The sequence below is a fragment of the Arthrobacter sp. UM1 genome, assembly GCF_020483305.1.
In the GTDB taxonomy this organism is placed as follows: Bacteria; Actinomycetota; Actinomycetes; order Actinomycetales; family Micrococcaceae; genus Falsarthrobacter.
Window position 1 is genome coordinate 116085 of the sequence record NZ_JACWAB010000001.1, and the last position, 24375, is coordinate 140459.

A 24375-nucleotide genomic window follows, 5' to 3' on the forward strand; every position below is an offset into this window, starting at 1 on the left:
ACCGGAGGAACCATGACTGAGATGTTCTACGACGACGACGCGGACCTGAGCCTGATCCAGGGCAAGAAGGTCGCCATCATCGGCTACGGCTCGCAGGGCCACGCCCACGCCCTCAACCTCCGCGACTCCGGCGTCGACGTCCGGATCGGCCTCGCCGAGGGCTCGAAGTCCAAGGCCAAGGCCGAGGCGGAGGGCCTGCGGGTCCTCTCGGTGGCGGACGCCGTCGCCGAGTCCGACGTGGTCATGATCCTCACGCCGGACCAGGTCCAGCGGACGGTCTACGCGGAGTCGATCGAGAAGAACCTCAAGCCGGGCAACGCGATCTTCTTCGCGCACGGCTTCAACATCCGCTTCGGCTACATCGAGGCCCCGCAGGGCGTGGACGTGGCCATGGTCGCCCCGAAGGGCCCGGGCCACACGGTGCGCCGTGAGTTCGAGGCCGGCCGCGGCGTGCCGGCGCTCATCGCCGTCGAGAAGGACGAGTCCGGGCACGCGAAGGACCTCGCCCTCGCCTACGCGAAGGCGATCGGCGGCACCCGCGCCGGCGTCATCGAGACGACGTTCACGGAGGAGACCGAGACGGACCTCTTCGGCGAGCAGGCCGTGCTCTGCGGCGGCGTCTCCCAGCTCGTCCAGTACGGCTTCGAGACCCTGACCGAGGCCGGCTACAAGCCGGAGATCGCCTACTTCGAGGTCCTCCACGAGCTCAAGCTCATCGTGGACCTCATGATCGAGGGCGGCATCGCCAAGCAGCGCTGGTCCGTCTCCGACACCGCCGAGTACGGCGACTACGTCTCCGGCCCGCGCGTCATCGACCCGCACGTGAAGGAGAACATGAAGGCCGTCCTCAAGGACATCCAGGACGGCACGTTCGCCAAGCGGTTCATCGACGACCAGGACAACGGCCGCACCGAGTTCATGGAGCTCCGCAAGAAGGGCGAGTCGCACCCGATCGAGTCGACCGGCCGCGAGCTCCGCGGCCTCTTCGCCTGGCTCAAGGCGGACGACGACTACAACGAGGGCAGCGTCGCCCGCTGACGTCCGGGCCGCGTCCCGGCCCGACGACTTAGCGACAACGGGGTCGCCGCAGCCTCCTGCCGAGCGCTGCGGCGGCCCCTGCCGCTTCAGAGCCTTCCCGCCATCGCCCGCCCGGTCTCCCGGGCCGCGCCTTCCGAGACCCCGACGCACCGCTGACGACCACGCACCGAAGGAACACCGCTGTGACAGACCCCAAGCCCACCGTCCTCCTCGCCGAGGAGCTCAGCCCCGCCACCGTCGAGGCCCTCGGCCCCGACTTCGAGATCCGTTCGACGAACGGCGCGGACCGCGAGGCCCTGCTCCGCGACATCGCCGACGTCGACGCGGTGCTCATCCGCTCCGCCACCCAGATCGACGCAGAGGCCCTCGAAGCGGCCTCCCGCCTCAAGATCGTGGCCCGCGCGGGCGTGGGGCTCGACAACGTGGACGTCAAGGCGGCCACCGAGCACGGCGTCATGGTGGTCAACGCCCCCACGTCCAACATCGTCTCCGCCGCGGAGCTCACCTGCGGCCACATCCTCAGCCTGGCCCGCCGCATCCCCGCCGCCCACCGCTCGCTCACGGGCGGCGAGTGGAAGCGCTCGGCGTACACCGGAACCGAGCTGTACGAGAAGACGCTCGGCGTCATCGGCCTCGGCCGCATCGGCGCGCTCGTGGCGGCGCGCATGCAGGCCTTCGGCATGAAGGTGGTGGCCTACGACCCGTATGTGACGGCGGCGCGCGCCGGCCAGCTCGACGTGCAGCTGGCCGAGCTGGACGAGCTGCTGGAGCAGGCGGACTTCGTCACCATCCACATGCCGAAGACTCCGGAGACCGTGGGCATGCTGGGCGCCGAGCAGTTCAAGCGCATGAAGCCGAGCGCGTTCGTCGTCAACGTCGCGCGCGGCGGCCTCGTGGACGAGTCCGCCCTGGCCGAGGCCCTCGAGGCCGGCGAGATCGCGGGCGCGGGCATCGACGTCTTCGCCCAGGAGCCGAGCACCGACCTCCCGTTCTTCTCGCACCCGCGCGTCGTCGTCACCCCGCACCTCGGCGCCTCCACGGCGGAGGCGCAGGAGAAGGCGGGCGTCGCCGTCGCGAAGTCGGTGCGCCTCGCGCTCGCGGGCGAGCTCGTCCCGGACGCGGTCAACGTGGCCGGCGGCGTCATCCACGAGGACGTGCGACCGGGGATCGACCTGGCCGAGCGCCTCGGCCGCCTCTTCACGGCGCTCGCGAGCGGGCAGGTGGCGCAGATCGACGTCGAGGTGGCCGGCGAGCTGCACGACAAGGACGTCAAGGTCCTCGAGCTCTCCGCGCTCAAGGGCATCTTCCGGGACGTCGTCTCGGAGCACGTCAGCTACGTCAACGCCCCGGTCATCGCCGAGGGCCGCGGCATCGACGTCCGCCTGACGACGACGGCGCAGAGCGAGGACTACCGCAACACGATCACGGTCCGCGGAACCCTCCAGGACGGGACGCGCTGCTCCGTGCGCGGCACGCTCACGGGGCCGAAGCAGCTCCAGAAGCTCGTCGGCGTCAACGGCCACGATCTCGAGATCGGGCTGAGCGAGCACCTCCTCGTCATGCAGTACGAGGACCGTCCGGGCGTCATCGGGGCCTTCGGCCGCATCCTCGGGGAGAACGGCATCAACATCGACGGCATGCAGGTGGGCCGCAGCCGGGAGGGGGACCGGGCCCTCGCGGTGCTCGCGGTGAGCTCCGCCGTGCCGGAGCCCCTGCACGAGGAGCTGCGCAGCGCCGTCGAGATGGACCTCTTCCGCGAGGCGAACCTCGAGGACTGACCGGGGAGGGGGCGGCCCTGCGCCGCTACGATGGAGGGGTGACTGACCCAGTGAAGCCTGCCTACTACCTGACCACGGCCATCGCGTACCCCAACGGGGACCCGCACATCGGCCACGCGTACGAGTACATCTCGGCGGACGCGATGGCCCGGTTCAAGCGGCTCGACGGCTACGACGTCTTCTTCATGACCGGCACGGACGAGCACGGCCAGAAGATGGAGCAGACCGCGCAGAAGCTCGGGCTCACGGCCCGGGAGCTCGCGGACCGCAACTCGGCCGTGTTCAAGACGATGCATGACGAGACTCTGGCGACGTCCTACGACCGCTTCATCCGCACCACGGACGAGGACCACTACCGGGCCGCCCAGGAGATCTGGCGCCGGATGGACGAGGCCGGGGACATCTACCTCGACTCGTACGCCGGCTGGTACTCGGTGCGGGACGAGCAGTACTGGGCGGAGGACGAGACGGAGGTCCGCGAGGACGGCGTCCGCTACGCCACCGCCACGGACACGCCCGTGACGTGGACGGAGGAGGAGAGCTACTTCTTCCGCCTCTCGAAGTACGCGGAGCCGCTGCTCGAGTTCTACAAGGCCAACCCGGACTTCGGCGGCCCGCGCTCGCGCTTCAACGAGGTCATCCGCTTCGTGGAGGGCGGTCTCAACGACCTCTCCATCTCCCGCACGTCCTTCGACTGGGGCGTCCCCGTGCCGGGCGATCCGAAGCACGTCATGTACGTGTGGGTGGACGCGCTGACCAACTACATGACGAGCGTCGGCTTCCCGGACGTCGAGTCCGAGTCCTTCCGGAAGTACTGGCCGGCTGACCTGCACGTCATCGGCAAGGACATCTCCCGCTTCCACTGCATCTTCTGGCCGGCGTTCCTCATGAGCGCGGGGATCGAGCTGCCCAAGCGGGTCGTCATCCACGGCTTCCTGCACAACAACGGCGTCAAGATGTCCAAGTCGCTCGGCAACACGGTGGCCCCGGACGAGTGGGTCGCGCGGTACGGACTCGACGCCGTGCGCTACTTCCTCCTGCGCGAGGTGCCGTACGGCTCGGACGGCAGCTACAGCCACGAGGCGCTCGTGGCCCGCAAGAACTCGGACCTCGCGAACAACCTGGGCAACCTCGCACAGCGCTCGCTCTCGATGGTCGCCAAGAACTGCGGGGCGGCCGTGCCGACGCCGGGGGAGCTGACCCCCGAGGACCAGCGCATCCTCGCCGCGGCGGACTCGCTCCTCGAGACGAGCCGCGCCGCCTATGACCGGCAGGAGTTCCACCGCGCGCTCGAGGCGACGTGGACCGTGCTCGGGGACGCCAACGCCTACTTCGCCGAGCAGGCCCCCTGGGTCCTGCGCAAGACGGACCCCGCCCGCATGGAGACGGTCCTCTACGTGACGCTCGAGGTGCTCCGGAAGGTCGCGCTCCTCGCGCAGGCCGTCATGCCGGTCTCCGCGGGCCGCCTCCTCGACGCCCTCGGCCAGGAGTCCGAGGACGCCCGTCTGCTCGAGGCGTGGAGCCGGGAGATCGCCCCCGGCCATCCGCTGCCGAAGCCGCAGCCGATCTTCCCCCGCCACGAGGAGCCGGAGGAGGCATAGCCTCCGCGGCGCCGCCGCCCGTGCACGCACGGCGAAGGGCGCCCCGCTCGCTCGAGCGGGGCGCCCTTCTCGCTGTCGGCTGCAGGCCGCCAGCCGAGGGTCATGCGGCGGCGAGTCCCTGCGTCGGGGTGACCCGCCCGGCCCGGGCGGCCGGGACGAGGCTCGCGAGGAGCGCGACGGCGAAGGCGAGCCCCACGGTGGCGCCCAGGGCTCCCCAGTCGAGGACCGGAGCGGACGGACCGGCAGAGCGGGCCGCCGGAATCGCGGCCTCGGCTCCGGCCCACCCGTAGACCACGCCCAGGGGGAGGGCCACGGCCAGGGCGGCGGCGGTGAGACCGAGCGACTCCCAGGTCACGATCCGCGCCACCCCGGAGCGCCGCATGCCGAGCGCCCGGAGCAGCGAGCTCTCCCGGGTCCGCTCCCGCTGCGACATGCCCAGGGTGTTGCTCACGCCGATGAGGGCGATGAGGATCGACATGCCGAGCAGGGCGAGGGCCACCGTCACGAGGACGCTGATGCCCTTCTCCATCGTCGTGCGGAGGGCGAAGCCCCCGTCCACCGCGACGCGCGGCACGCCGAGAGCGGTGGCCGTCTTCGCCCGGATGGCGTCCACCTCGTCGTCCTGGACGGAGTCCTTGAGACGGATGGCGAGAACCGGCTGTGCGGCGGCAGGCCGGCCCGCCGCGGCGGAGATCCGCTCGCCCGTGCGGTGGTTGACGACGAGGAGCCGCGTGTTGCTCACCGTGACCGGCTCCCCGAGGCGGACTGCGGACGGCCCCGAGCCGATCGTCGTCGGGAGATCGCGTCCCGTCCCGCTCACGGAGGAGACGCCGTAGACGCGGTTGTCCTCGAGCCCTGCGATGTCGCCGCGGGCGACCTGCCCGGGGTCCCCGGCGGGGAGGGCGTAGAGGACCGAGCCCTGCGGGTCGGCCGGCCGCCCCGCGCCGTCACCGGCCGTGGCGTTCCCCTGGCCCGTGGGACGCTCCCACACGGGCAGGAGCCAGCCGGCGCTCTGGACGCCGTCGATCGCGCGAACGCGGGCGAGGGCGTCCGGACGGGCGGAGCGCACGCTCACGGCGAGGTCGAAGGGCTCGTCGTGCGCGAGCCCCGCCATCGTGGTGCTCCGCGCCGTGGAGACGCCGGTGAACAGCATCGTGACGAGCGTGACTCCGATGAGCAGCGCCGCCGCGGTGGAGGCGGAGCGGCTCGGGTTCGCTACGATGTTCCCGCGGGCCATCCTGGCGCTCGGCGAGCGCCGGACGGCGGCGGGCACGAGGGCGGCGAGCCGCGCGGCGACGCCTCGGAACGCGACGAGCAGCGCGACGGCGGAGAGCACGCCGAGAAGAAGGCCGAACACGAGGGAGTGGCGGAGAGAGAAGAAGACCATGGCCGCCGTGGAGAGAGCGAACACGGCCGTGCTCACCGCGGGGAATCGCGTCCGCCCGAGCGGGGCGGTCACGGAGGACTCGTCTGCGGTGACCGCCTGGAGGGGGCGCACGCGGCGGACCAGGCGAGCCGCGGGGAGCGCGCCGAGCACAGCGGCGCCGATCCCGATCGCCCAGGGGGCTAGGACCGTGACGGCCGTCGGCTCGAAAGGCACGCCCGCGAGGGGAGGAACGGCGAGAGGCACGAGGCGGACGGCGCCGAGCCCCAGCAGCACGCCGACGGAGCCCGAGACCGCGCCGAGCAGAACGGCCTCGGCGAGCAGAGCCCGGACGGACGCGCCCTGCGTGGCGCCGACGAGACGCAGGAGAGCGAGCTCCCGCGTGCGGCGGGCCGTGAGGACGGACATGCTCGTCGCGATGACCATGACCGCCACGAGGAGCGCGATGACGGCGAAGAGGAGGAACGGAAGCGTGCTCGAGCGCCCCTTCTGGCTGGCCCGCTGGGCGTCGAGGTAGTCGGAGCGCGACTCGGCCGTCAGGCCGGCCGGGACGTCCGCCTCCCCGAGCCCCGCGCCTCGGACGAGCACGAGCGTGCTCGGCCAGAGCGGCTGCGAGGCGGGGACGGACCCCTCGGCCACGACGCCCGTCCCGAAGACCCCCTCGGAGGCGGTCGAACCCACGACCCGGAGCGAGCGGGGCGCCGGCTCCGGCCCCTCGCGGCCGTCCGCGGACGGATCCGCGACGTGAGCCTGGACCGAGTCGCCGACCCGCAGGCCGAGCGCGGACAGGGAGTCCTCGTCGAGGGCGATCTCCCGAGGGCCCTCGGGGAGGCGGCCCGACGAGACGCTCTGGCGACCGAAGGCCTCCGGCCGTGCCTCGGCGGCCGTCACGGTGCGGTCCGCCTTCTCGGTCTGCAGCGTGAGCTGCTCAGAGCGGAGCACGAGCGCCTGGCCGCCCGCGGCGGCGGCCTTCTTCTCGAGGGCCGCGGCCGCCTCGTCCGTCATGTGCCCGCTCACCACCGTGTCGGCCCCTCGGGTCTCCTCGGCGCTCTTGACGACGCCGCTGCTCACGATCAGATCGCCGACGCCGAACGAGACGGTGAAGAACGCCACCGAGAGGGCGATGACGACGGCGAGCGGCCCCCAGCGCCGGGCGTTGGCGCGGACGCTCGCGCGCAGCAGCGGCCTCACAGCTCGATCCTTCCGTCCCGCATCCGGATGACGCGGTCCGCGACCGAGGCGGCGGCGTCGTCGTGGGTGACCATGACGAGGGTCCGGCCGTCCTCGTCCACGATCTGGCGCAAGAGCCCGAGCACGGCACGGCTGGAGGCCGAGTCGAGTGCCCCTGTGGGCTCGTCGGCGAAGACGACGTCCGGGGAGCCGAGGAGGGCCCGGGCGATGGCCGCGCGCTGCTGCTGGCCTCCGGAGAGCTCGCCCGGGCGGTGGCCGAGCCGCTCCGCGATGCCGAGGCGCTCGGCGAGGGCCTCGAGGCGGCCCCGCGGCACGGCGCGGCCGGCGAGGCTGAAGGGGAGGGCGATGTTCTCCGCGGCGGTCAGCGTGGGCACGAGGTTGAAGGACTGGAAGACGAACCCGAGCCGGTCCCGGCGCAGGGCCGTGAGGGCGTCGTCCGAGAGGCCGACGATCTCGGTTCCGGCCACGAGGATCGAGCCGCTGTCCGCGGCGTCCAGCCCTGCGAGGCAGTGCAGGAGGGTCGACTTGCCGGAGCCCGAGGGGCCCATGACCGCCGTGAACGTCCCCGAGGGGATCTCGAGGCTGACGCGGTCGAGCGCGGTGACGCGCGCCTCGCCCCGGCCGTAGGCCTTGGTCAGATCGCGCGCTGCGAGCGCGGGGCCGGTCCAGGGCGGTGAGGCCGGAGAGTGCTGCGGGGAGCCGCCGCGGCGGGGCGCTCGCGGAGCGGCGGGAGAGGCGGGCATGCTGTTCCTTCCGGAGGGGATCCGCGGGGCTTTCCTCCGCGGCTCTTCGAGCCTATGGATCCCCGGGCTGCCGCACATCGGGCCCCGGAATGAACGCGGACGAGGGGCGGTCATCCCGGAGGATGACCGCCCCTCGTCTCGGAGACGGAGGCCTCTGCGCTCCGTCGGGAACGCCGCCGGCCTGCTCGGGGTCAGGCGGTGACGACCCCGGCCTTGTAGCCGAGCACCACGAGGTGGACGCGGTCCCTCGCCTCGAGCTTCTGCAGGATGCGGCTGACGTGCGTCTTGACGGTCGGCTCGCTCACGAACAGCCGCTCCATGATCTCCCGGTTGGAGAGGCCTTCGGCCACGAGCTCGAACACCTCCCGCTCCCGCGGGGAGAGGCGCTCCAGCAGGGCCGCCTCGCCGGGAGCCGGGGAGGGCGGCGCGGGCTCGGCCATCCGGGTGAGGAGGCGCTTCGTCGTCGTCGGCGAGATGACCGCGTTGCCCGCGTGCACGGTGCGGATGCCCGCGAGCAGCTCCTCCGGGGGAACGTCCTTGAGGAGGAAGCCGGAGGCGCCGGCGCGGATCGCGTCGAGCGCGTACTCGTCGAGGTCGTAGGTGGTGAGGATGAGCACGCGCGGCGTGGTGGTGCCGCGGGCGGCGGCTGCGGCGACGACGTCCCGCGTGGCCTCGATCCCGTTGCGGCGGCGCATCCGCACGTCCATGAGGACCACGTCGGCCTCGACCCGCTCGAGCAGGGGCCCGATCTCGTCGCCGTCGGAGGCCTCGGCCGCCACCTCGAGGTCCGGCTGGGATCCGATGAGCATGGCGAGGCCTGAGCGGATGAGCGGCTGGTCGTCGACGATGATGCAGCGGATCACAGGGAGGCCTTTCTCGAGGCGGTGTCAGGGGTGCAGGGGAGGACGGCGTCCACGCGGAAGCCGGTGGAGGTGGGGCCGGCGCGCAGGCGGCCGCCGTAGAGGGAGACGCGCTCGGCCATGCCGCGCAGGCCGAGGCGGGAGCCCTCGCCGATGGGCGCGGCGGCGGGCGTCCCGTGCTCCCCGAGGGAGCGGCTGCGTCCGGTGAGCCTCGCCTCCGTCCGCTCCCAGGCGAGTTCCAGCAGCACGGCCGGGCGGGGCCCGGCGTGGCGGACGGCGTTGGTGATGATCTCCTGCGCGGCCCGGTAGAGGACGAGCTCGGCGCCGGGCGGAAGCTCCTCCCGCCGCGGCGTTCCGGTGACCGTGAGCGCGGCCTCCACGCCCTGCTGGCGGCTTGAGCGGACGAGCTCCTCGAGCGAGTCGAGGTCGGGCGCCGCCGAGTGCTCCGCCTCCCCGTCCGAGCGCAGCACGCCGAGCAGCGAGCGCATCTGGGCGAGGGATTCGCGGGCCGTCCCCGCGATGACCCCGAGCGTCCGCGGGCCGGCGGCGGGATCCGCCTGGGCGGCGTAGCGTCCGCCGTCCGCCTGCGTCACGATGACGGCGAGGGAGTGCGCCACGATGTCGTGCATCTCCCGCGCGATCCTCGCCCGTTCGTCCTGCGCGGCGAGCCTCCGCTCCTGCGCGGCCTCCCGCTCGAGCCGCAGGGCCCGGTCCTCGGCGGACCGGAGGGCGAGGCGCCGCGAGCGGGCCACGTCCCCGAGCGCCCAGCCCGAGAGGCCGACGGCGAGCGTCGAGAAACCGAGCACGACGACGGCGACAGGGGGAGTCTCGGTCCAGATCGCGAAGCGGAGGACGCTGAGGACGACAGCCCCGGCGACGATCCCGGCGAAGGCCGCCCGGCGCACCCGCTGAGACCCCAGGGAGGCCGCCGAGTGGGCCACGAGCACCACGAAGGGCGCCGCGGCGAGGGTGTAGACCGCGTCGATGCCGATGGGGACGATGAAGACGGCGCCGAGCAGGCCGGTCCACACGGCGGCGTCGGTGCGGCGGCGGCGCACGACGCTCGCGCCGACGAGCAGGAGCAGACCGAGGAACCCGAGGTCGAACAGTGCGCTCCGGCCTCCGCCCCCGAACGTGCTCTGCGCGATGAACACGGGAACCATGAGCAGGCTGAGCAGTCCGGCGGCCACGGCGTCCACAGTGAGCGCACGGCGCTCCAGGACATGGGAGATGCGGTGGGTCAGGGACACCCTTCGAGGGTATCCGCGCACGGGCCGGCGCGCGTCAGTCCGGGGAATGACTCTGCTCGCTGAGGCGACGGGCGCGTCCGGGCGGAGCGTCTCGCATGTCAAGACGGCTGTGACCGCATGGCGGACACGGCCTACGGTGGGGGCATGACAGCACAGCGCGTGAACCTCGCACTCATCGGCGGAGACGGCATCGGGCCGGAGGTGACGGACCAGGGGCTGCGCGTCCTCGAGACGGTCCTCTCGGGCGAAGGCGTGGACCTCGACGTGACGCCGTACGAGCTCGGAGCGGAGCACTGGCTCGAGACGGGGGAGACCCTCTCGGACGAGACGCTGGAGCGCCTCAAGCGGCATGACGCGATCCTCTTCGGCGCCGTGGGCGCGCATCCCGGCGACGCCAAGGTGCCCTCGGGGCTGCTCGAGCGGGAGATCCTCCTGCGACTGCGCTTCGCCCTGGACCACGCGGTCAACCTGCGGCCGTCCGTCCTCTACCCGGGCATCGAGTCTCCGCTGGCGGAGGCGGGGGAGATCGACTTCGTCGTCGTCCGCGAGGGCACCGAGGGCCCGTACGCGGGCAACGGCGGCGTCCTGCGCGGCGGGACCCCGCACGAGATCGCCACCGAGGTCTCCCTCAACACGGACCACGGCGTCCGCCGCGTGGTGCGGGACGCCTTCGAGCGCGCCCGCTCCCGCCGCGGGAAGCTCACGCTCGTCCACAAGCACAACGTGCTCGTCCACGCGGGAGGGCTGTGGAAGCGGGTCGTCGCCGAGGTGGGCCGGGACTTCCCGGACGTGGAGACGGACTACCTCCACGTGGACGCGGCCACGATCTTCATGGTGACGGACCCCTCCCGGTTCGACGTCATCGTGACGGACAACCTTTTCGGGGACATCCTCACGGACCTCGCGGGCGCGGTGACCGGAGGGATCGGCCTCGCCGCGAGCGGAAGCATCAACCCGGGCCGGGAGCTCCCCTCCATGTTCGAGCCCGTGCACGGCTCCGCACCGGACATCGCGGGGCGCAACATCGCGGACCCGCGGGCGGCGATCCTCTCGGCGGCGCTGCTGCTCGACCACCTCGGCTTCGAGCGCCTCGGGGACCGGGTGCGGGCCGCGGTCCGGGATGACGTCATCGAGCACGCCGCGCGGGGCGGGGGAGGGAAGCGCTCGACGCGCCAGATCGGCGATGCGGTGGTCTCCCGCCTGGCCTAGTCTGTACCTGACCGCGGTTTTCACAACCCCCTGCGACGACTGAGAGCGAGTGGATCGATGCCGATCACGTTCGAGCGCAAGCTCACCTCCACGCCCACCAGCCCCGAGCGCCGTGCCGAGATCCTGGCCAAGCCGGCCTTCGGCTCGGTCTTCACGGATCACATGGCGGTCATCGACTACACGGAGGAGAAGGGCTGGCACAACGCCCGCATCGAGCCGTACGGCCCGCTCTCCCTGGACCCCGCGGCGGCGGTGCTCCACTACGGCCAGGAGATCTTCGAGGGCCTCAAGGCGTACAAGAACGAGGACGGCGTCGTCGGCCTCTTCCGCCCCGAGGCCAACGCGGAGCGCATGCGCCGCTCGGCCGACCGCCTCGTCATGGCGGACCTCCCCGTGGAGACGTTCGTGCAGGCGGTCAAGGAGCTCGTGGACGTCGAGTCGGACTGGATCCCGACGGGCGACGGCGAGTCGCTCTACCTCCGCCCGTTCATGATCGCCACGGAGGCGTTCCTCGGCATCCGCCCCTCGAAGTCCTACACCTTCTGCGTCATCGCCTCGCCGGCTGGCAACTACTTCGGCGGGGAGCTGCGCCCGGTCAAGATCTGGGTGGAGCGGGAGTACGCCCGCGCGGGCCGGGGCGGCACCGGCTCCGCGAAGTGCGGCGGCAACTACGCCTCCTCCCTCAAGCCGCAGATCCTCGCGGCGCAGCGCGGCTGTGACCAGGTGGTCTACCTGGACCCGCTCAACGACAACGCGATCGAGGAGCTCGGCGGCATGAACGTCTTCCTCGTCGTCGACGGCGACACGGTGGTCACCCCCGCCCTCTCCGGCTCGATCCTCGAGGGCGTCACCCGCTCGTCCGTGCTCACGCTCGCGCGGGAGAAGGGCCTCAAGGTCGAGGAGCGCACGGTCACCCTCGACGAGTGGAAGCGCCTCTCCGCCGAGGGCCGCCTCTCCGAGGTGTTCGCGTGCGGCACCGCGGCGGTCATCACCCCGATCGGCGCGATCTACGACGGCGACGAGGTCATCGGCGATCCGGAGGCTCCGACCGGTCCGGTGACGAGCGATCTCCGCACGACGCTGCTCGGCCTCCAGACCGGAGTCGTCGAGGACACCCACGGCTGGGTGACCCGGGTCAAGTAGCGGCCCGGCCGGACGCGCGGACTGTTCGCGCGCCCGGAGAAGGGGCACGGCGACTGTGCGGCTGCACTGATTTCCGCACGAGAGCGGGCGATACGATGGGACACATGCGTATCGCCCGTTTCGTCGTTGATGGCCAGGACCCCGTCTACGGAGTCGTCGAGGGGGAGGAGGGGGCCGAGTCCCTCACCCAGATCGTCGGGGACCCCTTCTACCAGGGGATCCAGCCCACCGGCACCGTGCACCGGATGGAGGACGTGCGTCTCCTCGCGCCCGTCATCCCGCGGAGCAAGGTGATCGGCATCGGCTCCAACTACGCGGACCACGCCCAGGAGATGGGCAAGGAGTCCCAGCGCCCCTCGCCGCTCATGTTCCTCAAGCCCAACACCTCGGTGGCGGGCCCGGGCGATCCGATCACGCTGCCCTCCTTCTCCGAGGAGGTCAGCTTCGAGGCGGAGCTGGCCGTGGTCATCGGGCGCATCTGCAAGGATGTTCCGCCGGAGCGGGTGCCCGAGGTGGTCTTCGGCTACACCGTGGCCAATGACCTCACGGCGCGGGACGCCCAGCGCACGGACGGGCAGTGGGCGCGGGCCAAGGGGTTCGACGGCGCCTGCCCGCTCGGCCCTTGGATCGAGACGGAGCTGGACCCGGACGACGTGCGCGTCACCGGCGAGCTCGGGGACGAGCTGCGCCAGGACGGCCAGACCTCGGACATGGTCTTCTCGGTGCAGGAGATCGTCTCCTTCGCCTCGAGCGCCTTCACCCTGCTGCCCGGGGACGTCATCCTGACGGGCACCCCGGCCGGAGTGGGCCTCCTCGAGGAGGGGGACACGTTCACCGCCGCCGTCGAGGGCATCGGAGACCTGACCAACACCTTCCGCCGCTGAGCCGAGCCCCCGGGCTTCCCGACACAGCCCACACCACCGGAACACCACACTGCACACCACGCGAGATTGAGACGATGACTGACTCCTCCCTGATCCACCCGGCGCCCGAGTCCGAGGGCGTGCGCGTCCGCTTCTGCCCCTCGCCCACGGGCACCCCGCACGTGGGCCTCATCCGCACGGCCCTCTTCAACTGGGCCTACGCCCGGCACACGAAGGGCACGCTCGTCTTCCGCATCGAGGATACGGACGCGGCCCGCGACTCCCAGGAGTCCTACGAGCAGCTGCTCGAGGCCCTGCGGTGGCTCGGCATCGGCTGGGACGAGGGCATCGAGGTCGGCGGCCCCCACGGCCCGTACCGCCAGTCGGAGCGCGGGGCGATCTACCAGGACGTCATCGCCAAGCTCCGCGAGGGCGGCTTCGTCTACGAGTCCTACTCCACCCCGGAGGAGATCGAGGCCCGGCACCGCGCTGCCGGCCGGGACCCGAAGCTCGGCTATGACGGGTTCGATCGAGACCTGACGCCCGAGCAGATCGAGGCGTTCCGCGCCGAGGGCCGCGAGCCGGTCCTGCGCCTGCGCATGCCGGACGAGGACATCGTCTTCACGGACCTCGTCCGCGGGGAGATCGCCTTCAAGGCCGGCTCCGTCCCGGACTTCGTCGTCGTGCGCGCCAACGGGCAGCCGCTCTACACGCTCGTCAACCCGGTGGACGACGCGCTCATGGAGATCACGCATGTGCTGCGCGGCGAGGACCTGCTCTCCTCCACGCCTCGGCAGATCGCTCTCTACGACGCCCTCGTGAAGGTGGGCGTGGCCAAGTTCACGCCGCAGTTCGGGCACCTGCCCTACGTCATGGGGGAGGGGAACAAGAAGCTCTCGAAGCGGGATCCCCAGTCCAACCTGTTCCTCCAGCGGGAGCGCGGCTTCATCCCGGAGGGCCTGCTCAACTACCTGGCCCTTCTCGGCTGGTCCCTCTCCGCTACGGAGGACATCTTCTCCCAGGAGCAGCTCGTCGAGGCGTTCGACGTCCACGACGTCCTCTCCAACCCGGCCCGGTTCGACCAGAAGAAGGCCGAGGCCATCAACGGCACCCACATCCGCCTGCTCGAGCCTGCGGACTTCGCCTCCCGCTTGGCGCCCTACCTCCACGCCGCTGGTCTCATCGGCGAGACGCCGACTGCCCGCGAGGAGGAGATCATCCGTGAGGTGGCGCCGCTCGTCCAGGAGCGCATCGCCCTGCTCGGGGAGGTGCCGGAGATGGCCGGGTTCCTCTTCAAGGCGGACGAGGAGATCGAGGTCGCCCAGGACGCCCTCAAGGGCATGCCGGAGAACGCGTCGGAGATCTGCGAGAAGTCCGCGGACGTCCTCGCGGGCCTGGACGAGTTCACCGTGGAGTCCGTCGAGGCCGCTCTGCGCAGCCTGCTCATCGAGGAGATGGAGCTCAAGCCGCGCAAGGCGTTCGGCCCGCTCCGCGCCGCCCTGTCCGGCCGCCGGGTCTCTCCGCCGCTGTTCGAGTCCATGGTCATCCTGGGCCAGGAGTCGAGCATCCGCCGTCTCAAGGCCTTCGCGGCCTCCCGCTGACGCCGGGGCATCGGGCCGGAGTCACCGCACTCCGGCCCGATTTGCATGTCCCGGTGGTGCCGTGTAGAGTTATTACTCGTTGCGAACGGCGGTGCGAGCCGCGGTTTACAAACATTGGGATATGGTGTAATTGGCAACACTACGGTTTCTGGTACCGTCATTCTAGGTTCGAGTCCTGGTATCCCAGCGAAACTTTCTCCCGTTTCCGTCCTCGAGGGGACACTGCTGAGAAATTGACGGGAAAAGGATCAAGACAGCGAATTTGGACTCTCACAGAGAATCTGGTAAGCTAAAGAGGTTGGTTCGGCGAGATGCTGGGCTGATCAAAGGATAAGGTTTCCGCTCATTCCCTGGAATGAAAAGAAACGCGAATGTACGGCCCCATCGTATAGCGGCCTAGTACTCCGCCCTCTCACGGCGGCAACGCGGGTTCGAATCCCGCTGGGGTCACAAAATCAAGGACCGCGTCTCTTCGGAGGCGCGGTTTTCTTTTTCCGCTCGCCGGGGCTCGGGGATCTCTCGCCGTTTCAGGCCGCCCCGGTTCGCAGTCGCCCCAGTTCGCCGCCGCTCCGATCCGCGCCCCGCCCCGGCAGCCTCCTTCGGAGAACGCCGGCTCTCCCTGACCCGGGATCGGCTCCCGTTTGGCAAGATGGGTGCCGTGACTATCTCAAAACAGGGCACCCCCGAGCCCCATGACTCCCCGCGAGAGGCACCAGACGCCGGCGCCGAACGGCCTCAGGCCACCGGATCCAGCTCCCTCCGCCGCCCGGCGCAGCCGCTCGGCCCTCTCCTCGAGCGGCTCCGCGACGCGCTGGCCACCGTGGACACCTCGCTGACCACGGCCAGCTCCGAGCGCACCCGGCAGGAGGCCGCCGGCATGCTCGAGCAGCTGGACGACTACGTCCTTCCCCGCTTCGCCTCGCTCGACGCGCCGCTGCTCGCCGTCGTCGGCGGCTCCACCGGCGCGGGCAAGTCCACGCTCGTCAACTCGCTCATCGGCCGTCCGGTCACGCGCGCGGGCGCGATCCGCCCCACGACGCGCCAGCCCATCCTCCTCCACCACCCGGGCGAGGAGGAGTGGTTCGAGTCCTCCCGCATCCTCCCGAGCCTCGCTCGCGTCCGCGGACGCTACGCGGACCCCGCCGCCGAGCCCCTTCCCGCGAACCGGGCCGGCGAGGAGCCGGACGCCGCGGCCATCGGGTCCCTGACCCTGCTCGCCGAGGAGCGCGTGCCCGAGGGCGTGGCGCTCCTCGACGCACCGGACATCGACTCCCTCTCCGACGAGAACCGCAAGCTCGCCGGCCAGCTCCTGGCCGCCGCGGACCTCTGGATCTTCGTCACGACGGCGAACCGCTACGCGGACGCCGTGCCGTGGGCCCTGCTCAAGAACGCGGCCCAGCGGGACATCACGCTCGCCGTCGTCCTGGACCGGGTTCCCGCGGGGGTCGTGGACGAGATCGCCCCCGATCTCAAGCAGCTGCTCGCCCAGGAGGGCCTCTCGGACGCGCGGCTCTTCGTCGTCGAGGAGGCCCAGCTCGACTCGCTCAAGATGCTTCCGCAGGGTGCCACGGCGGAGATCGAGGACTGGCTGTCCGAGCTCGCCCGGGACTCGCAGTCCCGCGCGGCGGTGGCCCGCCGGACGCTCGAGGGCGTGCTCAACCAGCTCGCCGACCGGGTCGAGGGGCTCGCCGGAGGACTCGAGGAGCAGGAGTCCTCGCGCAGCCGCCTCACGGAGATCTGCCACGAGAACTACGCGATGGCCGTCGAGGACGTGGTCCGCAGCACCCAGGACGGGAACCTGCTGCGCGGCGAGGTGCTGGCCCGCTGGCAGGACTTCATCGGCACGGGCGAGTTCTTCCGGAACCTGGAGAGCGAGATCGGACGTCTGCGGGACCGGATCGGCGCGTTCATCACGGGCCGGCCGGCCCCGGCCGTCGAGGTCGAGACGGAGATCGAGTCCGGCCTGCACGCCGTCGTGGTCGCAGCGGCCGCGAAGGCGGCGGAGCGGACGGACACGATGTTCCGCCAGGAGCCCGCGGGCCGCTCCCTCGTGGAGGGCCGTGACCTCTCGAGCTCCAGCCCGGGCTTCGGCGAGCGGGCCTCGAGCGAGATCCGCGGTTGGCAGGGCGATCTCCTCGAGCTCATCCGCACTGAGGGCGAGGGCAAGCGGCGCACCGCGCGCATCTCCAGCTTCGGAGTCAACGCGGTGGGTGTGGCGCTCATGCTCGTCGTGTTCGGCTCGACAGGCGGGCTGACGGGCGCCGAGGTCGGCATCGCCGGCGGCACGGCCGTGCTCTCCCAGCGCCTCCTCGAGTCCATCTTCGGCGACGACGCGGTGCGGCGCCTCGCCCAGCAGGCCCGGGAGCAGCTGGCCATGCGGATGCGCGCGCTCATGGCGGAGGAGTCGGGCCGCTTCCTCCAGCTCGTCCCCGGAAACGAGGACGAGGACGCCATGACCGCCGTCCAGGCCCGCTCTGCGGCGCGCGATCTGCGCGCGGCCGCCCTCGCATCGAAGGAGGAGCGCCATGGCGAAAACCGTTGACCTGACGGACCGGCTCGAGGCCCTCGAGGAGGCCCGGGCGCTCGGAGAGGACCGCCTGAGCACGGAGGTCCTCGAGCGCGCGGGCCGCGTGTCCCAGGCGGCGGGGGAGCGGCGCCGCCTCTCCTCGGACCACACTGTGGTGGGCTTCTTCGGCGCGACGGGCAGCGGCAAGTCGAGCCTGTTCAACGCCGTCGTCGAGGAGCAGATCGCCCGCTCCGCCGCGACCCGGCCGACGACGAGCGAGCCGCTCGCCGTCGTCTGGGGCCGCGACAACTCCGAGCCCCTGCTCGACTGGCTCGGCGTGCGTCAGCGCCACGTGCGCCCGGACGGGGACGTGCTCTACTCCTCGGACCGCAGGGCCTCGAACGAGGAGCCCACGGGGCTCATCCTCCTCGACCTCCCCGACTTCGACTCCACGGAGCGCGCCAACCGCGAGGTGGCCGAGAAGCTGGCCGGGCAGGTGGACGTCCTCGTGTGGGTCATGGACCCGCAGAAGTACGCGGACGCCTCGGTCCACCTCGACTTCATCCGCCCGCTCGCCGGGCACGGCGCGGTCATGCTCGCCGTGCTCAACCAGATCGACCTGCTGCCGGCGGACGAGGTCCACCGGGTGCTCTCCTCGCTCCAGGGGCTCTTGCGCTCCGACGGCGTGACCGGCGTGGAGGTCATCCCCGCCAGCGCCCGGACCGGCGAGAACGTGGACCGGGTCCGCAACGCCATCCGGCGCTTCGCGGACGCGAAGGACGCACGGGACGCGCGTCTCACCGCGGACGTCGACGGCGCCGCCGCGGGGCTGGCGCAGTCCTGCGGCGAGAGCGACCCCGCCGGGGTGAGCAAGCGCTCGGTCGCCGAGCTCTCGGAGGACCTCGCCAAGGCCGCCCGTGTGGACGTCGTCACCGACGCCGTGGAGAAGTCCTTCCGGCACCGGGCCCACGCGGCCACCGGGTGGCCCGTCGTCAAGTGGATCGGCCGGTTCCGGCGGGATCCGCTCCAGAGGCTCAACCTCCACCGCTCGGACGTCAATCCGGACGTGAACCGGACCTCGCTGCCGCCGCTCGGCGCGGCCGAGTCCGCCCGAGCCGACTCGGCGGTGCGCCGGTTCGCGGACACCGCCAGCGAGGGGGCGCCGGAGGCCTGGCGCTCCTCGATGCGGCGCGCGGCCCGCTCGCACAGCGACGTCCTTCCTGACCATCTGGACCGGGCGCTCGCGTCAGCCGACCTCCACGCCGGCCGCCGCGCCTGGTGGTGGCCGATCTTCTCCGTGCTGCAGTGGCTCGCCCTCGCGAGCCTCGTGATCGGTCTCGGCTGGCTCGGCGTCATCGCCGCGGCGGGCTACTTCCAGTTCCAGCTGCCCCCGACTCCGCGGGTCGAGGGATTCGCGGTTCCCACGCTGCTCGTGGCCCTCGGCGCCGCCCTCGGCATCCTGCTCGCCCTGCTCGCCGGAGCCATCGCGATGCTGGCTGCGAAGTCCAAGGCCCGCAGGGCCCGGCGCAAGCTCCGGGGAGAGATCGGAAAGGTGGCGGAGACGGACGTCGTGGCGCCTCTCAACGAGGAGCTCGAGCGGTACAGCCGCTTCCGCGGGGCCGTCGGCCGGGCCACAGCCCCTGCGGCCCGCGGACGGCTGGCTGGCCTGCGCGGGCGCCGCGCCCGATGAGCGACGCGCAGGGAGCGAGCTCCTCGGGCGGCGAGGCGGGCCTTCTGGCTCGCATCCTTCCCATTCTCGCGGGGGAGGAGCGCGCCACCGCGGGCTTCCCCTTCCTCGGCCCCGGCGACGACGCCGCGTTCGTGCCCCTCGCAGGCGGCGCTCTCGTCACCGTGGACGCCGTGGTCGAGGGCCAGGACTTCCTCTGGAGATGGCCGTGCGGTCTGGAGCACGACCCGCGGGACGTGGGCTACAAGTCCGTGGCCCAGAACGTCTCGGACGTCAACGCGATGGGCGGCGTCCCCCGCTGGGCTGTGGTCTCCCTCCAGTTCCCGAAGGGCACCCCGGCAGAGCGGCTCGAGGGGATCGCCCGCGGCATGCGGGAGGCCCTCGACGAGCTCGCGCCGGAGTGCCGGATCGTCGGCGGAGACCTGGGCCGGGCGGGGGAGACGGCCTCCACCGTGACCGTTCTCGGCGAGGCCGGGCCGGAGGGGCCGAAGACGCGCTCGGGCGCCCGCCCGGGTGACGTCGTCGCCGTCGCCGGCGACCTCGGCCGGGCGGCAGCGGGCCTCGCGCTCCTGCTCGGGGACCGGGAGATCCCGGAGCGCCTCATGCCCTGGGTGCGCGCTCAGTTCCGCCCTGTCCCACCGATGCAGGCGGGCCCCGCGGCGACGACGGCGACGGCGATGATGGACGTCTCAGACTCGCTCGCGCGCGACGCGAACCGCTTGGCCGAGGCCTCGGGGGCGGCGCTCGCCCTCGACGCAGACGCGCTCGCCCAGGATGCCGATGCGCTCATGGAGCCGGCCGCCTTCCTCGGCGCAGGCCGCGAGCTGGCGCAGGAGTGGGCGCTGATCGGCGGAGAGGACTTCGCCCTGCTGGCCGCGTTCCCCTCGCGGGAGGACTGCCCGCAGGGGTTCCGGGTGATCGGGGAGGTCCGGGAGGCGCGGCCCGGCGCGCCCGCGGTGACCCTCTCTGGCCGCGAGCTCACGGCCGAGGGCTGGGACCACCTCGAGCGGGACTGACGCCGCGCCGCAGCAGCGCTGACACGCCGCAGCGGCGCGCCGCTCCGGTCAGGAGCCGGACTCGCCGCTCGGCTTGCGCAGCGCCTGGGTGATGGCCGCGGCGGCGTTGACCACGGCCTCGGCGTGGAGACGGCCCGGCTGGCGCGTGAGGCGGTCGATGGGCCCCGAGATGGACACGGCCGCGATGACCCGCCCCGAGGGGCCCCGCACCGGCGCGGAGACCGAGGCGACGCCGGGCTCCCGCTCGCCGAGGCTCTGGGACCAGCCGCGTCGGCGGACCCCGGCGAGGACGGCCGGCGTGAAGCGGGCGCCCTCGAGCCCCTCGAGCAGGCGGGAGTGGTCCTCCCAGGCGAGGAGGATCTGTGCCGCGGAGCCGCCCTTCATGGAGAGCTTCGTGCCCACGGGGATCGTGTCCCGGAGGCCGATGGGCCGCTCGGCGGAGGCGACGCACACGCGGGCGTCTCCCTGGCGGCGGAACACCTGCGCGGACTCGCCGGTCACCGTGCGGAGCTGGTTGAGCACGGGATTCGCGGCGGAGATGAGCCGATCCTCGCCCGCGCCGGAGGCGAGCTCCACGAGCCGGCTGCCGAGGACGAATCGCCCGTGCATGTCCCGGGCCACGAGCCGGTGGTGGATGAGCGCGAGCGCGAGCCGGTGGACGGTGGGGCGGGCGAGGCCCGTCGCCGAGACGAGCTCGGCGAGCGAGGTGGGCCCTGCCTCCAGGGCGTTGAGCACTGCTGCGGCCTTGTCGATGACTCCGACGCCGCTCGATTCGCGGGGTGTGTCCATGTGCTGATACTAGAGTCCAAAGTGTGAGATTCACAAACCCGGGCCGTGCCCGCGGCGTGGACCCGTGGTTCAGTGAGAGTGCGCCGCCCCGCTGGGACGGCCTCGTTTCCAGCCCTTGTGAGGAATGGTCGACAGTCATGACACAGCACGCAGAAGCAGGCTCCCCGGCCGGCGCCCGCCCCGAGCGCCCGCTGACCCTGGCCGAGAAGGTGTGGAGGGAGCACATCGTGGTCGAGGGGGAGGGGGACGCTCCCGACCTCCTCTACATCGACCTCCACCTTCTGCACGAGGTGACGAGCCCCCAGGCGTTCGACGGCCTGCGCCAGGCCGGGCGCCGGCTGCGCCGCCCGGACCTCACGATCGCCACGGAGGACCACAACACGCCAACGCTGGAGATCGACAAGCCCATCGCGGACCCGGTCTCCCGCCTGCAGATCGAGACTCTGCGCCAGAACTGCGAGGAGTTCGGCGTCCGTCTGCACCCACTCGGGGACGCGGAGCAGGGGATCGTGCACGTCGTCGGCCCCCAGCTCGGCCTGACGCAGCCCGGCATGACCATCGTGTGCGGAGACTCGCACACGTCCACGCACGGCGCGTTCGGCTCGCTCGCCATGGGCATCGGCACGAGCGAGGTGGAGCACGTCATGGCCACCCAGACGCTCGCGCTCAAGCCCTTCAAGACGATGGCGATCACGGTCAACGGCACCCTGCGCCCTGGCGTGACGAGCAAGGACCTCATCCTCGCCGTCATCGCCAAGATCGGCACGGGCGGCGGACAGGGGTACGTCCTCGAGTACCGCGGCTCGGCCATCGAGGCCCTCTCGATGGAGGCGCGGATGACCATCTGCAACATGTCCATCGAGGCGGGGGCCCGCGCAGGCATGATCGCGCCGGACGAGACCACCTTCGAGTACGTCAAGGGCCGCGAGCACGCCCCGCAGGGCGAGGACTGGGATGCCGCCGTCGAGCACTGGCGCTCCCTCCGGACGGACGAGGGCGCGGAGTTCGACGCCGAGGTGGTCATCGACGGCGACTCGCTCGAGCCGTTCGTCACGTGGGGCACCAACCCGGGCCAGGGCGTGAGCCTCAGCGAGTCCGTCCCGGATCCGCTGGAGATGGACGACGTCGCCCGCGACTCCGCCGAGCGCGCCCTCGCGTACATGGGCCTGACCCCGGGCACCCGCATGAAGGACATCGCCGTGGACACCGTCTTCCTCGGCTCCTGCACCAACTCGCGGATCGAGGACCTGCGGGCGGCCGCGGAGATCGTCCGCGGGCGCACCAAGGCGGAGAGCGTCCGCATGCTGGTCGTCCCCGGCTCGGCGCGGGTCCGCCTGGAGGCGGAGGCGGAGGGCCTGGACCGGGTGTTCAAGGACTTCGGCGCGGAGTGGCGGTTCGCCGGCTGCTCCATGTGCCTCGGCATGAACCCGGACCAGCTCTCCGAGGGGGAGCGCTGCGCGTCCACCTCGAACCGCAACTTCGAGGGCCGCCAGGGCAAGGGCGGCCGGACCCACCTCGTCTCGCCCCTCGTGGCGGCGGCGACGGCGGTCGCGGGGCGCCTCGCCTCGCCGTCGGACATCCTCGAGTCAGCACCGGCAGGAGCGTAGGAGAAGACCATGGAGCCCATCACCACCGTCGACGGCGTCGGCGTCCCCCTGCGCGTGTCCAACGTGGACACGGACCAGATCATCCCGGCCGTCTACCTGAAGCGCGTCACCCAGACCGGGTTCGAGGACGCCCTCTTCGCGTCCTGGCGCCGGGACCCGGAGTTCGTCCTCAACCGTCCCGCGTACGCCGGAGCGCAGGTGCTCGTGGCCGGACCGGACTTCGGCACCGGATCGAGCCGCGAGCACGCCGTCTGGGCGCTCAAGGACTACGGCTTCAAAGCCGTCCTCTCCTCCCGCTTCGCCGACATCTTCCGCGGCAACGCGGGCAAGAAGGGGCTGCTCGCGGCCGTCGTCGAGCAGCAGGACATCGAGCGGATCCAGAAGGAGCTCGAGACGAGCCCGGGCGCGCACGTCCGCGTGGACCTCGCGTCCCAGACGGTGAGCTGCGGGGCCGTGGAGACGTCCTTCCAGATCGATCCGGACACCAAGCGCCGGCTGCTCGAGGGCCTGGACGACATCACCCTCACGCTGACCCGCGAGGAGGACATCGAGCGGTTCGAGTCCTCGCGCCCCGGGTACAAGCCCCGGACTCTGCCTTCAGCGAACTGAACGGGATCCGTCCTATGCTGGACTCCTATGACCCGGACGCCGGCCCAGTCAGCGCGTCCGGGCGCATCCCCAGCAGCGGTAAGGAAGAACTCGTCAAGATGGCCAGTGTGATGACAATTCGCGGAGGCAAGGCCCTGCGCGGCACCGTCTCCGTGCGCGGAGCCAAGAACCTCGTGCCCAAGGCGATGGTCGCGACGCTCTTGGGCGACACGCCCTCCACCCTGCGCAACGTGCCGGAGATCAAGGACGTGGAGGTCGTGACGAGCCTCCTGCGCCTGCACGGCGTCGAGGTGACCACGGACCCCGAGACCGGGGATCTGCACATGGACCCGTCCAAGGCGAAGAGCGCCACGAGCGCGGAGATCAACACGCACGCGGGTGACTCGCGCATCCCGATCCTCTTCTGCGGCCCGCTCATCCACTCGATCGGCCAGGCCTTCATCCCGGACCTCGGCGGCTGCAAGATCGGGGACCGCCCCATCGACTACCACCTCGAGGTGCTCCGCCAGTTCGGCGCCGTCGTGGACAAGACGCCCGAGGGCATCTCCATCACCGCCCCGCGCGGCCTCAAGGGGGCCAAGCTCGAGCTCCCGTACCCCAGCGTCGGCGCCACCGAGCAGGTGCTCCTCACCGCGACGCGCGCCGAGGGCATCACCGAGCTCAAGGGCGCCGCCGTGGAGCCGGAGATCCTCGACCTCATCGCGGTGCTCCAGAAGATGGGCGCCATCATCACGGTCCAGACGGACCGGGTCATCCGGATCGAGGGCGTCCCGGCCCTGCGCGGCTACAACCACCGCGCCCTGCCGGACCGCAACGAGTCGGCCTCCTGGGCGTCCGCCGCGCTCGTCACCCGGGGAGACATCTACGTGGAGGGCGCGGACCAGCAGGACCTCACCGCGTTCCTCAACACCTTCCGCAAGGTCGGCGGCGAGTTCGATGTGGACGACAAAGGCATCCGCTTCTACCACCCGGGCGGGGAGCTCAACCCGCTGGTCCTCGAGACGGACGTGCACCCGGGCTTCATGACGGACTGGCAGCAGCCGCTCGTCGTGGCCCTGACCCAGGCGGACGGCGTCTCGATCGTCCACGAGACGGTCTACGAGAACCGCTTCGGCTTCACCGAGGCCCTGCGCCGGATGGGCGCCACGATCCAGGTGCACCGAGAGTGCCTCGGCAGCATCCCGTGCCGCTTCGGCCAGCGGAATTTCCTCCACTCCGCCGTCATCTCGGGTCCCACCCCGCTCAAGGGCGCGAACATCGACGTGCCGGACCTCCGCGGCGGGTTCAGCCACCTCATCGCGGCCCTCGCGGCCAACGGAACCTCGCGCGTGACGGGCATCGAGGTCATCAAGCGCGGCTACGAGCGCTTCGAGGAGAAGCTCCGGGCCCTCGGCGCGGACTTCGACGTCGAGAAGCTCTGACGCCCCTGACGTGAGACGATGAAGGTGCCGCCGGGCTCCGGCGGCGCCTTCGTCGCGCCCCAAGGAAAGTGTGGTTCTG

General features: G+C 71.8%; 18 protein-coding genes and 2 tRNA genes. 15 read left to right on the forward strand and 5 right to left on the reverse strand.

Features of this window, described 5'->3' with window-relative positions; all coding sequences use genetic code 11:
• The first annotated feature begins 12 nt into the window (after nt 1-12).
• The 3 genes from ilvC (at nt 13) to metG (ending at nt 4417) form a co-directional block, all read left to right on the forward strand.
• Complete coding sequence (gene ilvC, locus H9I38_RS00565) at nt 13-1038, forward strand: ketol-acid reductoisomerase (protein ID WP_226336692.1); 1026 nt, start codon at nt 13-15, stop codon at nt 1036-1038.
• A gap of 182 nt (nt 1039-1220) precedes the next feature.
• Entirely contained in the window at nt 1221-2816 is a 1596-nt protein-coding gene (gene serA, locus H9I38_RS00570; RefSeq protein WP_226336693.1) for a phosphoglycerate dehydrogenase, read from the forward strand.
• A gap of 38 nt (nt 2817-2854) precedes the next feature.
• Nucleotides 2855-4417 carry a methionine--tRNA ligase gene (gene metG / locus H9I38_RS00575; protein WP_226336694.1) on the forward strand — a complete coding sequence of 521 codons (1563 nt, stop codon included), beginning with the start codon at nt 2855-2857 and terminating at the stop codon, nt 4415-4417.
• 100 nt (nt 4418-4517) lie between these two features.
• On the opposite strand, the gene H9I38_RS00580 is transcribed toward metG, so the two are convergent.
• The 4 genes from H9I38_RS00580 to H9I38_RS00595 form a co-directional block, all read right to left on the reverse strand.
• A complete protein-coding gene (locus H9I38_RS00580; RefSeq protein WP_226336695.1) occupies nt 4518-6992 on the reverse strand; it encodes an FtsX-like permease family protein in 2475 nt (824 codons plus the stop codon).
• Entirely contained in the window at nt 6989-7735 is a 747-nt protein-coding gene (locus H9I38_RS00585) for an ABC transporter ATP-binding protein (RefSeq protein ID WP_226336696.1), read from the reverse strand. The genes H9I38_RS00580 and H9I38_RS00585 overlap by 4 nt, the downstream gene beginning before the upstream one ends.
• A gap of 191 nt (nt 7736-7926) precedes the next feature.
• Nucleotides 7927-8598: a response regulator gene (locus H9I38_RS00590; RefSeq protein ID WP_226336697.1), complete on the reverse strand. Its 672-nt coding sequence runs from the start codon at nt 8596-8598 to the stop codon at nt 7927-7929.
• On the reverse strand, nt 8595-9845 hold the full coding sequence (locus tag H9I38_RS00595; protein WP_226336698.1) for a sensor histidine kinase: 1251 nt from the start codon (nt 9843-9845) through the stop codon (nt 8595-8597). The genes H9I38_RS00590 and H9I38_RS00595 overlap by 4 nt, the downstream gene beginning before the upstream one ends.
• 144 nt (nt 9846-9989) lie before the next feature.
• Between H9I38_RS00595 and H9I38_RS00600 the strand changes: the two genes are divergently transcribed.
• The 9 genes from H9I38_RS00600 to thiL all read left to right on the forward strand — a co-directional run bounded on the left by H9I38_RS00600 (nt 9990) and on the right by thiL (nt 19870).
• Nucleotides 9990-11054 carry a 3-isopropylmalate dehydrogenase gene (locus H9I38_RS00600; protein ID WP_226336699.1) on the forward strand — a complete coding sequence of 355 codons (1065 nt, stop codon included), beginning with the start codon at nt 9990-9992 and terminating at the stop codon, nt 11052-11054.
• Nucleotides 11055-11111: 57 nt separating this feature from the next.
• Entirely contained in the window at nt 11112-12197 is a 1086-nt protein-coding gene (locus H9I38_RS00605; protein WP_226336700.1) for a branched-chain amino acid aminotransferase, read from the forward strand.
• A 104-nt stretch (nt 12198-12301) separates the two neighbouring features.
• Nucleotides 12302-13081: a fumarylacetoacetate hydrolase family protein gene (locus tag H9I38_RS00610; RefSeq protein ID WP_226336701.1), complete on the forward strand. Its 780-nt coding sequence runs from the start codon at nt 12302-12304 to the stop codon at nt 13079-13081.
• Between the two features lie 74 nt (nt 13082-13155).
• The gene (gene gltX, locus H9I38_RS00615; protein ID WP_226336702.1) at nt 13156-14661 is read left to right on the forward strand and encodes a glutamate--tRNA ligase; all 1506 of its coding nucleotides are present in this window, start codon (nt 13156-13158) and stop codon (nt 14659-14661) included.
• Between the two features lie 115 nt (nt 14662-14776).
• Nucleotides 14777-14848, forward strand: a tRNA-Gln gene (locus H9I38_RS00620).
• Between the two features lie 190 nt (nt 14849-15038).
• Nucleotides 15039-15111: transfer RNA gene (locus H9I38_RS00625), tRNA-Glu, on the forward strand.
• 208 nt (nt 15112-15319) lie between these two features.
• The gene (locus tag H9I38_RS00630) at nt 15320-17203 is read left to right on the forward strand and encodes a dynamin family protein (RefSeq protein ID WP_413463493.1); all 1884 of its coding nucleotides are present in this window, start codon (nt 15320-15322) and stop codon (nt 17201-17203) included.
• On the forward strand, nt 17187-18857 hold the full coding sequence (locus H9I38_RS00635) for a GTPase (RefSeq protein ID WP_226336703.1): 1671 nt from the start codon (nt 17187-17189) through the stop codon (nt 18855-18857). The genes H9I38_RS00630 and H9I38_RS00635 overlap by 17 nt, the downstream gene beginning before the upstream one ends.
• Nucleotides 18854-19870 (forward strand): thiamine-phosphate kinase, encoded by a 1017-nt coding sequence (gene thiL, locus H9I38_RS00640; protein ID WP_226336704.1) that lies wholly within the window; start codon nt 18854-18856, stop codon nt 19868-19870. The genes H9I38_RS00635 and thiL overlap by 4 nt, the downstream gene beginning before the upstream one ends.
• A gap of 48 nt (nt 19871-19918) precedes the next feature.
• Here thiL and H9I38_RS00645 read toward each other — a convergent pair whose 3' ends face one another.
• A complete protein-coding gene (locus H9I38_RS00645; protein WP_226336705.1) occupies nt 19919-20659 on the reverse strand; it encodes an IclR family transcriptional regulator in 741 nt (246 codons plus the stop codon).
• Nucleotides 20660-20796: 137 nt separating this feature from the next.
• Here H9I38_RS00645 and leuC point away from each other — a divergent pair, with 137 nt between their 5' ends.
• The 3 genes from leuC to murA all read left to right on the forward strand — a co-directional run bounded on the left by leuC (nt 20797) and on the right by murA (nt 24296).
• Nucleotides 20797-22266 carry a 3-isopropylmalate dehydratase large subunit gene (gene leuC, locus H9I38_RS00650; protein WP_226336706.1) on the forward strand — a complete coding sequence of 490 codons (1470 nt, stop codon included), beginning with the start codon at nt 20797-20799 and terminating at the stop codon, nt 22264-22266.
• 9 nt (nt 22267-22275) lie between these two features.
• Complete coding sequence (gene leuD / locus H9I38_RS00655) at nt 22276-22875, forward strand: 3-isopropylmalate dehydratase small subunit (protein WP_226336707.1); 600 nt, start codon at nt 22276-22278, stop codon at nt 22873-22875.
• Between the two features lie 98 nt (nt 22876-22973).
• Nucleotides 22974-24296, forward strand: coding sequence for a UDP-N-acetylglucosamine 1-carboxyvinyltransferase (gene murA / locus H9I38_RS00660; protein WP_226336708.1), 1323 nt, complete (start codon nt 22974-22976; stop codon nt 24294-24296).
• Nucleotides 24297-24375 lie beyond the last annotated feature (79 nt).